The organism is Neolewinella lacunae (assembly GCF_014349155.1).
Classification (GTDB): Bacteria; Bacteroidota; Bacteroidia; order Chitinophagales; family Saprospiraceae; genus Neolewinella; species Neolewinella lacunae.
Window position 1 is genome coordinate 100,982 of sequence record NZ_JACSIT010000153.1, and the last position, 12,352, is coordinate 113,333.

9 protein-coding genes are annotated in these 12,352 nt (G+C 58.7%); 4 read left to right on the forward strand and 5 right to left on the reverse strand.

Translation table 11 applies throughout. The features are described 5' to 3' along the window. Positions 1-23: 23 nt before the first annotated feature. From H9S92_RS20465 to H9S92_RS20485, 5 genes are all read right to left on the reverse strand, one after another. On the reverse strand, positions 24-350 hold the full coding sequence (locus tag H9S92_RS20465; RefSeq protein ID WP_187468566.1) for a hypothetical protein: 327 nt from the start codon (positions 348-350) through the stop codon (positions 24-26). Continuing rightward, positions 347-715, reverse strand: coding sequence for a DMT family protein (locus H9S92_RS20470; RefSeq protein ID WP_187468567.1), 369 nt, complete (start codon positions 713-715; stop codon positions 347-349). The genes H9S92_RS20465 and H9S92_RS20470 overlap by 4 nt, the downstream gene beginning before the upstream one ends. A gap of 150 nt (positions 716-865) precedes the next feature. Beyond that, positions 866-3,214, reverse strand: a complete 2,349-nt coding sequence (locus tag H9S92_RS20475; RefSeq protein WP_187468568.1) for a transglycosylase domain-containing protein — start codon at positions 3,212-3,214, stop codon at positions 866-868. A gap of 274 nt (positions 3,215-3,488) precedes the next feature. Further along, positions 3,489-4,157, reverse strand: coding sequence for a Uma2 family endonuclease (locus H9S92_RS20480; protein WP_187468569.1), 669 nt, complete (start codon positions 4,155-4,157; stop codon positions 3,489-3,491). 104 nt (positions 4,158-4,261) lie between these two features. Further along, complete coding sequence (locus tag H9S92_RS20485; RefSeq protein WP_187468570.1) at positions 4,262-7,357, reverse strand: WD40/YVTN/BNR-like repeat-containing protein; 3,096 nt, start codon at positions 7,355-7,357, stop codon at positions 4,262-4,264. Between the two features lie 157 nt (positions 7,358-7,514). On the opposite strand from H9S92_RS20485, the gene H9S92_RS20490 reads away from it, so the two are divergent. From H9S92_RS20490 to H9S92_RS20505, 4 genes are all read left to right on the forward strand, one after another. Next, entirely contained in the window at positions 7,515-9,767 is a 2,253-nt protein-coding gene (locus H9S92_RS20490; RefSeq protein ID WP_187468571.1) for a hypothetical protein, read from the forward strand. A gap of 86 nt (positions 9,768-9,853) precedes the next feature. Beyond that, on the forward strand, positions 9,854-11,092 hold the full coding sequence (gene pepT / locus H9S92_RS20495) for a peptidase T (protein ID WP_187468572.1): 1,239 nt from the start codon (positions 9,854-9,856) through the stop codon (positions 11,090-11,092). A 223-nt stretch (positions 11,093-11,315) separates the two neighbouring features. Continuing rightward, positions 11,316-11,753, forward strand: coding sequence for a hotdog fold thioesterase (locus tag H9S92_RS20500; RefSeq protein WP_187468573.1), 438 nt, complete (start codon positions 11,316-11,318; stop codon positions 11,751-11,753). A gap of 149 nt (positions 11,754-11,902) precedes the next feature. After that, positions 11,903-12,208 (forward strand): hypothetical protein, encoded by a 306-nt coding sequence (locus H9S92_RS20505; protein WP_187468574.1) that lies wholly within the window; start codon positions 11,903-11,905, stop codon positions 12,206-12,208. Positions 12,209-12,352: the final 144 nt, after the last annotated feature.

The window sequence follows — 12,352 nt, forward strand, 5'->3', positions numbered from 1 at the left end:
GCGCTACCGCGGTGGGGGTGCAATCATGCCCCGCTAGCCCAGGCGTACTCTACCGCGCGCAGTATCCGCTTCCTCGGCTCGCCCCGTACGGCGCTCAGGTTGATGTCGTTGCCCATTGCCCGGACCAGCTCGTTTTCATCAAGGCCCCGCGTGATGTAGTTACGGGCAAGGGCAACGAGTTCGACCAGCGGAATTTCGGCAATCCCCCGGCCGGGCTCACCGGGGGCAGCGGGGTGGAAGGATACCTGGTTTTCGGCCTGCTCGGCGCTTCGCCATAAGATCGTCTCGCCGTAGCTTTCTGCCTGGTGAGCGTGCCGCGGGATAAGCGGGCACGGCCGCCTCCAGGTCACTTTTTAAAGATGAAATAAACGGCGGCCACCAGGCAGAGAAAACCCAATAAATGATTCCAACGGAAGCTCTCCTGGCGGAAAAAAACCAGCATGAAAAGCGTAAATACCACCAGGGTGATGACCTCCTGGATGACCTTGAGTTGCAACAAGGTAAAGGGCCCGCCGTTGCCCACAAAACCGTACTTGTTGGCGGGCACCTGTGCGCAGTATTCGAAGAAGGCGATGCCCCAGCTGATGGCGATAACGGCAAAAAGACCGAGCTTGCTGAACCACTTGAGTTCCGCCATTTTCAGGTGCCCGTACCAGGCCAGGGTCATAAATACGTTGGAAAGAATAAGTAAGGCGATAGTGGAAAAGCCCTTCATAAATCACGGGCGGCAGGCTGCATTCCGGGCGCGGCCGCAGGTGCAAAGTAAAGGATAAAAGAGCGATGTACGATACGGCCAAAATAAGCGGTGGAGTCTAACCAAACTTGAGCCCTCCACCGCTTCGCCAGGACTTCCCCGGCACCTGCGTCAGCGCCCTGGTCCCGTACTGTCTGGCAGCACAGGTTCGGCGGGCTCGGCGAGGCTATCAACCGGCGAAAGCTCCAGGAAAAGGCTGTCGTCGGCCGGAGCTAAGGAGTCCTGGCCGGGGCGCAGCAGCCGCGCTTCCTCCGGCGGGAGTTCGCTGAAGGCCACGCAGTCGAAATCCGGCACGGTGTAAGTGAAGTCGCTCAGGATGGGGCTGCGCCAGAGGCTGAGGTCACCGAAGACGCGGCCGACGAGTGGCAGGGCGGTGATGCTGCCCGCGCCGAGGCGGGAGGATTTGAAATGGACGCGCTTATCGAGGGTCCCGACCCACGCGCCAACGGTCACCTCGGGCGAACTGCCGATGAACCAGCCATCGGCGTTGTTCTGGGTCGTGCCCGTTTTGCCGATGATGTTGAAGGGGATGTTGTAGGCCTGGATGCTGCCGCCGGTGCCCTGGGTGACCACGGCGCGCATCATTTTTCGGAGTTGCTGGAGCTCGGTGCTGGCTTCGGCGCGGCTGACGTTGGCGTACTGGGCCTCGTAGAGGAGCTGGCCGTATTCGTCTTCGATGCGGAGGATGGAGAAGGGTTTGACCGCCCCGCCACCGTTGGCGATGTAGGCGTAGGAGGCGACGATCTCGCTCAGGGTAATGTCGGCCGTACCCAATACCAAAGACGGAACCTCGGGCAGTTCGCTGCCGATTCCCATGCGTTCGGCCAGGTTGACGACGCGTTTGACGCCGGCGGAGAGCATCACCTCGGCAGAGATCGTGTTGATGGAGTTGGCCAGCGCACCCCAGACGGAGTAGCTGCCGGAGTATTTGCCATCGGCGTTGCGCGGCGTCCAGCCCTCGTAGCGGGAATAGGTGCGGCGTTCGTTGGTGTAAAAAGTGCAGGGGTCGAGCCCGTTTTGCAGGGCGGCCAGGTAGGCGATGGGCTTGAAGACCGAGCCCACCTGGCGGGGTATCTGGACCTGGTCGTACTGGCTGTAGTTGTAGTCGTTGCCCCCAACGTAGGCCATGATGCGGCCCGTGCGGTTATCCAAAGCGAGGATGCCCGCGTGGAGGCGCGTCAGCTCGTGCGTGATGTAAGCCTCGAAAGTGAGGGGGACGGTTTTAAAGCCATCCCAGGTCCAGATCAGGCGGTCGCCGCTGGCGGCAAATTTTTCGCGGATTTCTTCGGTGGAAAGGCCCCGGGAGCGGAGGTCCTCGGCGTACTGGTCTTGCCACATGAGTTTGCGCAGGAAACTATCGCGGTCCATGCCTTCTACGGAGACGTCCCAGTCGCGGTCAAAGCGTTCCTGTAAGCGGCCCATGTGGTCGGGCAGGGCTTTTTCGGCGGATTGCTGGATATCGGGATGGATGGAGGTGTAGATTTTGAGGCCGTCGATGTCTACGTCGTAGAGGGAGCCATCGGGTTTGGGGTTTTCGGCGGCCCAGGCGGCGAATTCTTCGCGGAGGAAGGCTTTGTAGTAGGCTGCGTAGGAGGCGGTGTGTTCGGTTTTCTGGTAGTCCAGTTCAACGGGTGCTTCCTTGGCGGCCAGGTAGGCAGCTTCGTCGATTTTGCCATACTTGTGCATCTGGCCGAGTACGGTGTTGCGGCGTTCCTGCGCGCGTTCGGGGTTTTTCCGGGGGTTGTAGGCGTTGGGGGCTTTGAGGAGCCCCACCATGAGGGCAGACTCTTCGAGGTTCAGGTCGGCGGGCTTTTTGTTGAAGAAGCGGTGGGCGGCTTTTTCAATTCCGAAGAGGTTTTCACCGAACATAACGGTGTTGAGGTAGAGGAGGAGGATTTCGTCTTTGGTGTAGACCTTTTCCATCCGCCGGGCGATGAACATCTCGCGGATCTTGTTGATGGGGGTGGAGAGCAGGAAGCGTTCGGAGCGGCCAAAGACGTTTTTGGCCAGCTGCTGGGTGATGGTGCTCCCGCCGCCGCTGCGTTCGTTGGCGAGCAGGATGGACTTCACGAGTACCCGCCCCAGACTGCGATAATCGATGCCATTGTGCTCGTAGAAGCGGATGTCTTCTACGGCGATGAGGGCTTCGCGCAGCAGCTGGTTGACTTCGGCGGAATCTACATTGGAACGGTTTTGGATGTAAAAACTGCCCAGGACTTCCTTATTGGAGCCGTAAATGGTGGTGGCTACCGGGTTTTTAATGTGCCGCAGGGAATCTTCCGAAGGCAACTTGCCAAACATCCCCAGCCGGACGGCCAGGATCAGCAGCAGAACACTGCTCACGCCAGCCAGGAAAAAGTAGAAAATGGTCTTCCGCTTGTGCTGTAACATCCAACTGCCCACCCTGCGGAGGCGTGCGGCGAAGGCCTGGAAAAATGCTTGGACGGGAGAACTGGGCATGAGTAAAGGGGGGAATTATTAAAGGGGGAAAGGATTAAAGGGGGAAAGGATTAAAGGGGGAAAGGAGTAAGGGGGGAAAGGATTAAAGGGGGAAGGGAGTAAGGGAGTAAAGGAGCAAAATACCAATAATTTCTAAGCTCTTCCGTAACCTTACCTCCCTGACCCCGGTAGGGGTCGCACTTGAATAACCCCGGATGGAGGATGCGCAGCATCCGGAATTCGGGGTATCCCAGCAGGAGTAAAGGTGTCCTCCCAAACCCAGGGAAGAGAGACTTTACCGGCGCAGTTTAGTCAGATCAAAAGAGAAGCCCGGGAGGACTCCTTCCCCACTGAGGGAGCCGGAAAAGCTTTCCACCACTTCGATGCTGCCGTTTTCCCGGTAAACGTAAACGGTTTCGGTTTCTGGGTCCAGCAGCCAGCCCAATCTTACCCCGGCGGCCATCCACTGCTCCCGCATCTTGGTGTGGAGCTTTTCGAGATTATCGGATTTTGACCTTACCTCTACCACGAAATCGGGTACCAGCCGGGGGAAACCCTCCAACTCCTCTACAGGAACTTCCGAGAGTCGCTCGGTGCTGATCCAGGCGGCATCGGGGGAGCGTGTGCTGCCGTTCGGGAGGATGAAACCGGTGGAGGAACTGGCCACATCACCTAATCCCTCTTCTACACTCCATATCTTCAGGTAGGCACCAATAGTAATTTCGATGTTGCCTGAGTTAAATCCTACTGGTGACGTAAACGATACTTTGCCATCTTCTTCTCTTTCCAATACCAGTTCCCGGTTCAAAGCGCAAAGCTCCGAGAACTCCTTTTGGGTAAGCGGTCTTGCGTACTCCACCACGAAGGGATCGTCAGTAGGAAGTTCGATCATCAGTCTCATCTTGCCATCTTTGGTGACACGATAAGTAAACGGAGTATCGGAAGCCTTAGTTTCCAGGGCCATGCTGGTAAGTTTGCCCTCCCGGGCTGATGCGTTGGGCAGTGCTCGGGGGAGGCACTACCTAACGCATCAGCAGGTTGGAGTAAAAATGGACATTTGAGGTGCGGTTATTTGCGCGACTCCTTGCTCAGGTCTGGCGATTTGATGACCTGGACGCCCTGTTCCAGAATCATTTTGTTGTAGGCGGGGATTTTTTCGCGGACAACGCTGCGGTACTTCGCCAGTTCCAGGTCAATCTTTCCTTCCAGCTCGGCTTTGACGGCGTAGGCTGCGGCGGTGGGTTTGTACGTCCCGATGCCCGTCAGGCTATTGAGGTGGGCGAGTTTGTTGGTCAGGCGGATGGGATAGTTGAGAGGATCCTGGCCGGAGCGGTTTTTGGTCTGGTAGAGGGCTTCCTCGACTTTGGTGAGTTCCTCGATGATGGATTTGCCGTAGTCTTTGAGTTCCTGGCTGGCATCGGCGGGCAGGCGCTGCTGGAAGCCTTTTACCTGGTCGCGGAGGTCGCGGAGGTCAAGAATCACCTGATGGGCTTCCGAGGTTTTTTCCTGTACTTCCTTCATGAAGTTAAACTGCGCGAGCATATCTTCTTCACTGGCCTGAACGCGGGGATCGGCCTTGACGATAAAATCCCGGAACTGCGCCTGGTCACCCCGCTGGAGGGTGACGCGGTATTCTCCGGGCAGGGCCATTGGTCCGCCGCTGCCGGCCCACCAGAGGATCATGCCGGGTACTTTTACGCCGTCGGGGTAAGACAGGTCCCAGTTGATGGTTTGTCCGCCCGCTTTTAGCTTTAGCTTGTTCTCTTTGTCGGTGGTGGACCAAGTGCGGATTTGGTCGCCGCCTTCTCCGTATTCTTCTACCGTCAGCGTGAAGGGGGTGGTATCCTTAGCGGCTTCTTCGGATAGCCAGATGTGGAAGTTGACGCCTCCGGGGTGGTTGGTGCCAGCCGTGCGGCTTTCCCGGCTGCTGCCTCCCATGCGCCAGGCATCGGCGGGGTCGAAGAGGTGGAAACCGGCTTTGGCCGATACCTGATCGAGTTGCTTGAGTGGGGTGAGGTCGTCGAGAATCCAGAAGCTGCGGCCCTGGGTGGCAACGATGAGGTTATCGTCCTTGATCGTCAGGTCGGTGATGGGGACGATGGGCAGGTTCCGCTGGAAGGGCCGCCAGTTCTTGCCGCCGTTGAAGCTGATGTGTAGCCCGGCTTCCGTACCGGCGAAGAGGATGTTGGGGGCCGAGGGGTACTGCCGCACCACGCGGGTGAACTCATCGCGGGGGATGCCATTATCGATGCGCGTCCAGGTTTTGCCGTAGTCCCTGGTGTGGAAGAGGTAGGGGGAGTAGTCGCCGGATTTGTAGCTGGTCCCCGCCAGAAAGAGGCCCCCGTCGGCGGCGTTATCGACTTCCACGGAGTTCCACATGATGTATTTGGGCGCGGCGGTGGGGGTTACGTTATCCCACTTGCCGCCGCTGTCGCGGCTGACGTAGACGAGGCCGTCGTCGCTGGCCGTCCACAAGACGCCTTTTTCGCGGTGGCTTTCGCAGGCGGCGAAGATGGTGGCGTAGTATTCCACGCCGGTGTTGTCTTTGGTGATGGGTCCGCCGGAGGAGACGAGTTTCTCGGCTTCGTTGCGCGTCAGGTCGGGGCTGATGATCTGCCAGGTTTCTCCCTCGTCGGTGGAACGGTGGAGGTGTTGGCTGGTGGTGTAGAGGACCTTCGGGTCGTTGGGGCTGAAGAAGATGGGGAAGTTCCACTGGAAGCGGTACTTCATGCCTTCGGCGCCGTAGCCCATGGGGTTATCGGGCCAGACGTTGATGGCCCGGACCTGGTTGTTCTCGTGGTCGTAACGCGTGAGGAAGCCGCCGTAGCTGCCGCCGTAGACGATGTCGGGGTTGAGGGGATCGGGGGCAATGTGGGCGGATTCCCCGCCGGCGGTTTCTTCCCAGTCGGATTCGCCGATGGAGCGTCCGTCGGAGCGGTGGCGGATGCGGACGGTAGAGTTGTCCTGCTGGGCGCCGTAGATGCGGTAGGGGAAGCTGTTGTCAGTAACGACGCGGTAGAACTGGCTGGTGGGCTGGTTGTGGTAGGTCGACCAGTTTTCGCCGCGATCGAAAGATACCTGGGCACCGCCATCGTCGGCGATGATCATCCGTTCCGGGTCTTCGGGGGCGATCCAGAGGTCGTGGTGGTCTCCGTGGGGAGCGTTGTTGCTTTTGAAGGTATTACCACCGTCGGTGCTGTGGTGATAGCTGACGTTTACAACGTAGACGCCGTCGATGTCCTGGGGGTCAGCGTAGATGCGGGTATAGTACCAGGCGCGCTGGCGCAGGGCGCGGCTATCGGAGCGGGCGCTCCAGGTATCGCCGCCGTCGTTGGAGACGTACACGCCGCCTTTTTCGTTTTCGATCAGGGCGTAGACGCGGTTGCCGTCAACGGGACTGACGGCCACGGCATTGATGCCCCAGGTGCCGGAGGGCAGTCCGGGCTTATCGCTGATGTTGGTCCAGGTGTCTCCTCCGTCGGTGCTGCGCCAGAGTGCCGAGCCCTCTCCACCGCTTTCGAGGCTGTAGGGGGTACGACGGATTTTCCAGGTGGAGGCGAACATCACCCGGGGATTACCGGGGTCGATGCTGAGGTCCACTGCACCTGCGCCCGCGCCCGCAAAAAGGACGCGTTCCCAGTTTTTGCCACCGTCTTTGGAGCGGTAGATGCCGCGCTCTTCGCTGTCTTTGAAGAGGTCTCCCATGACGGCGGCGTAGACCAGGTCGGGGTCGCGCTGGTCGATGCGGATGCGGGAGATGTGCCGGCTGTTTTTGAGGCCGATGGAGGCCCAGCTTTTGCCGCCGTCGATGCTTTTCCAGGCACCGTATCCGTAGCTGACGTTGCCGCGGACGGTTTTCTCGCCGCCGCCTACGTAGATGACGTTGGGGTTGCTTTCGGCCACGGCCACCGCGCCGATGGAGCCGCCGAAGTAGCCGTCGGAGATGTTTGTCCAGGTCTGGCCCCCGTCTTTGGTTTGCCAAACGCCGCCGCCCGCGCCACCGAAGTAGTAGAGGTTGGGCTTGCCGGGAACGCCCGTTACGGCACTGGAGCGGCCACCCCGGAAGGGGCCGATATTGCGGAATTCGAGGGAAGAATAGTGGGTTTCTTCCTGGGCCTGGAGGAAAAAGCTCAGGCACAGCAGCAGACAGAGTAAGGCTCTCATGATCGTAGTTTGGTTTGGAGGGGGTAAGATAGCTTTTTGCGCGACTATTCACCAAGCCAAGGGGCCGGGCGCGCTTTTTTGCGCGGCCGCAGGTGCCGGGCCAGGGCATTCCAAAAGGCAATGCCCGCAGGACGCGGGTTTTCTCTATCATTGCACAATGGAAAGAAGCGTGGGGAAAAAGAGCGGGCAGGCCCTGCTGGTTTTTGTGCTGGCTGCGGCCGTTTTTTGCTTTTTCTTTCGGGGCCTGATGCTGTCCCCCAACCTCTACGCACCTACTTTTGGGGGAGATGGATTGACCATTCACTACAACCTTTTCTACCACGCAGCCTACGGAGACGGGGCGGACCTGCAAGCGCAGTACCACCCCCATACGGAAAACATTTTCCTGACGGATGCGCAGTCGCTCCTGGCCGTGGCGCTGGCGGAGTTGCGGCCTGTTTTTCCCCATCTTCACCAGTACGCGGTGGGCTTTTCCAATGGCCTCATTTTCTGGAGTAACCCCTTGGCAGCCCTGTTCCTCTTTCTGATCCTGCGCCGGTTGGGGGTGCGCTGGGGGGTGGCGCTGGCGGGTGGACTGTTCATTGCGATGCTATCCCCGCAGATCTTGCGGCAGCTCGGCGGGCAATACACGCTGGGCTACACCTTCCTCCTTCCTCTCCTGATCTGGTACCTGCTGAGTTACGAAGCTGGCAGAAGCTACTGGTGGCGGAGCCTGCTGGCAGCCACGGTGGTTATCCTGGCGGGCATCAACAACCCTTACCTCTACGCCATTTGCGGGGCATTTTTGCTGGGGGCGGTGGTGCTGGCGGCGCTGGCAAAATGGCTGAGGGTGCTGCCCATGCCGGGGAGGATGGTGCTGCACTGGCTGGGGGTTTTTCTGCTCACTACCGGCGTGGTTTTCCTGACGGTCAAGGGCTTCGACACGGTAGAAGACCGGGTGGAAGTGCCCTTCGGCTTTTTCCACAACACGGCCACCTGGGGGGGCTTGCTGACGAGTCCGAAACTGTTTACCTACGCCCCGGTGCGGCGCATATTGATCGGACTGGCGCAGCCCTACCGGGAAACCCCGATGTATTTGGGGATCATTCCCATTTTGCTGACGCTCATTTTGCCGGTGCTGTGGGTGTATTACCGCGCGCGGCGGCGAAGCCTCACTGTGTGGAAGTCGCCCGTGCTTACCCTGTTGCTGGCGTCTTCGGTGCTGGGGTTGATTTTCGGCTTTGGGCTACCCTTTGCCTGGGTGGAAGACTGGACTTACGCACACCTGGGCAGTATCCTGCAGTTCCGGGCCCCCGTGCGCTTTGCCTGGCCATTCTACTACGTCCTGGGCCTGGTGGCGGTCTGCGGCCTCGATTGGATTGCGCAGACCCGGAAAAAGCGCTGGGCAGGCATCGCCTGGTGGGTGCTGCCGCTGGCCGTGTGGGGGATTGAAGCCAACCAGTACCTGAATTTTAGTTTAGAAGACCATTATTATTCCAATGCTTTCCGGCCGTCGGAACTAAGGCATTTTGGCGAAATTGCTAAGGCCAGGAATATCGACACCGCCCAATTTTCGAGCATTTATTTGTTGCCTTCGGAGCAGGGTTGGTCCGATAAAATCTACCGCGACGGCTCGTGGCGGAGCAACCACGATGGGTATAAACTATCGCTGGCCACTTCCCTGCCCCTGCTGAACGGGAAGCTCTCGCGGGTGTCGTTGGGGTGGGTACTGAAGAGTTTGCAGGTAGTTAGCCACCCCTTGATTGATAAGGCGCTGCTGGAGGAAATTGATCGGGGAAAGGACATCGTTTTGCTGACGTCGCTGGAAAACCCGCTCTCGGCGAGAGAGGACAGCCTGCGGCAACTGGGGGAAGTCCTGTACAGCAATGACAAGATGGAGCTGCGCAGGCTGCGGCCCGAGGTCTTGGCCGAAAACCACCGGACGGCCCGGCAAGCGGCGCTGGCCGATACCCTGCTGACGACCCAATTCATCAACTTGCCGACGGAAGAGGATCCGGCACATGCCTTCGTGGGTAAAGGTTCCCGTAAGGTGGGTCCGGGCTGGACGGATATTTGGTCGCTGGACCACACCGCACTGCCCGGCAGCGGCCCCTACGAAATCAGCTTCTGGTACTTCGTGGACAAGACCCGTTTTGGTGGCCCCAAGTTTTATTTCCGCACCCTGGATGCGGAAGGTAAGATCGTAGAAGAACAGTACCAGTGGACCAACGAAGCCTGGGACACCCAACGCGGATGGCTGCGGATGTTCTTTACGGTAGCAGCAGCCAAGCCTGGACACCGGTCGATCTTGTACGGAGACTACTTCCACCACTACTGGCTGGATGCGTTTTTGCTCCGGCCGCAAGACCGGAATGTGCGGGTGGTGCACGACGATGGGGTGCTTTATAATAATTACTGGTTACCGAAGTAGTAGACCCTGCGGCGGGGCTATGCAACGTCCGCTGCAAAAAAGCCGGGCAGACTTCCGTTTCTTTGCCCTCCGCAAGAACCAATGCTATGGCACTTTTAGACCGTTTTCTCCGCTACGTCCGAATCGATACCCAATCCGACCCCCACTCCCCTACCCAACCCAGTACCTTTAAGCAAAAAGACCTGGGAGCGGTGCTGGCCCGGGAGCTCCGCGAACTGGGGCTGAAAGATGCGGAGTTGGATGAACACGGCTACGTATACGCCACGCTGCCCGCCACCCCGGGCCACGAAAACGCGCCCGTAATTTGTTTTTGCAGCCACATGGACACCAGTCCGGACGCCAGCGGCAGCGGGGTAAAGCCCATCGTGCACGCCAATTACCAGGGCCAGGACCTGGTCTTGCCCGACGACCCCAACATCGTCATTCGCATGGCCGAGCACGCTGGCCTGGACCGCTGCCTGGGGCACACCATCATTACGGCAAGCGGAACTACGTTGCTGGGGGCGGACAACAAAGCGGGCGTAGCGGCCATCATGACGGCCGTTGAAACGCTGGTCTATAACCCCAGCATCCCGCACGGCAAACTGCGCATCCTCTTCACGCCCGACGAAGAGATTGGGCGCGGCGTCAATGCCATCGACATGGAGAAACTGGGGGCCGACTTCGGGTACACCATCGACGGGGAAGAATTTGGGACCTTGCAGGACGAAACCTTCAGTGCCGACGGTGCCCGCATCGACATCACCGGCGTAAGTGCCCACCCCGGCATGGCCAAGGGCCACCTGGAGAATGGGATTAAAATTGCTGCCGACATCATCGCAGCACTACCCAAAGATCGCCTGAGCCCGGAGACTACCGAAGGCAAAGAAGGCTTCGTCCACCCGGTGGAACTGACGGCGAAAGTGGAGTCGGCGCGGATCGATTTCATCCTCCGCGATTTCTCCACCGCCCAGCTGGCCGAGCACGCCAAGGTCTTGCAGGCGGCCATTGACGAGGTAGCGCCGCGGTACCCCAACAGCAAAATCGAACTCCGGGTCTTCGAGCAATACCGGAACATGAAAGAAGTGCTGGATAAACACCCCATGGTGATGGACCTGGCCACCCGCGCCATCGCCGCCTGTGGAGTAACGCCGAAACTAGACAGCATCCGCGGGGGGACGGATGGCTCCCGCCTCAGCTTCATGGGCCTGCCCTGCCCCAACATTTTTGCCGGCGAACACGCCTTCCATTCCCATTACGAGTGGGCCAGTTTGGAGGAGATGGAAAAGGCTGCGGAGGTGGTGGTGGGGATCAGTCGGCTGCTGGTGGAAGGAGTGAATAATTGAAGGGTTGACCGCCGTCGGCAGCAGCGTAGTTAATAAGCTACCGTACTGGATAGGCCACCGCACTGGATAGGCTGCCGCACTGGATAGACGAGACTGGAGACTGCTCGGAGTCTGTTCGAGAGCCACTGCTCATCTAAGTGTGTCTACCTTCACGCATTCACGCACTCACGCACTCACGCATTCACGCACTCACGCATTCACGCATTACACGCATTATTCCCAAATGATCTGGAAAACACCCCCCTCCATCGAGGGCCTCAACATGATGAGCCAGGAAACTGCCGGCAGCGCGCTGGGCATCCACTTTACCGAAATCGGGGACGATTACCTCATTGCGGAGATGCCCGTTGATGCGCGTACGGTGCAACCCTTGCGAATGCTCCACGGTGGAGCGTCCTGCCTGCTGGCAGAGACCCTGGGCAGCGTAGCGGGGATGCTGATGTTGGAGGACATCACCAAGGAATACGTAGTTGGGGTAGACATCAACGCCAGCCACCTGCGGGGCGTAAGAGAGGGGGGTAAGGTGTTTGGAAAAGTTACGCCCATCCGCGTAGGCCGCACCGTACAGGTGTGGCACATTGAGATTACGGACCAGCGGGAACGGATGGTCTGTGTGTCGCGGCTGACCTGCCAGGTTATTCGGGCTGGGGGGCGAGGTTGAGACCCTCTGGGTCGATACCACTTAGCCCATTCGCGTATTTTCCTACGCCCCGGAGGGTCTCGAACTAGCCGAGTGGACCTGAAAAGTCCGCAGTATTCCGTAACTTTAGCCGCCAACGCAACGTTCATCCATTCAGTAAACCTTTGGATATGAGCTCCGTAGAAGAAATGCAAAACAGCTTATCCAGGCTGATCTATTCCATTACCGACTTGAACAACCTCAGCCGCATCAAGTCTGTAGTAGAACGCTTTGCCAGCAGTAGCCAAGCTGAGGTGGAAGCGCCTCAGGAGTTGCCTTGGGCTTCTGCGGTCTTGAAAGTAAAAAAAACGCCCACTTTTGCCCAGGAATTTGAAGCGCAGGGCCGAAAGTCGCTCTCCTTCGCCGAACTGGAGCCGCTGATTGATGATGCTGATGACGGCTATTCCCTTGAAGACCTGCTGGCAGCTTTAAATTAGTGGCGATGAATTATTTGCTGGACACGAACATCATTATTATTTATAGTAAGAGCAGGGATGTTGCTTGAACCTAAAGTATATCGATATTAAAGCGTACAAGTAGCCTGTTATCCGTTGCGGAGGACAAGCCTGAGACGCTCCCCA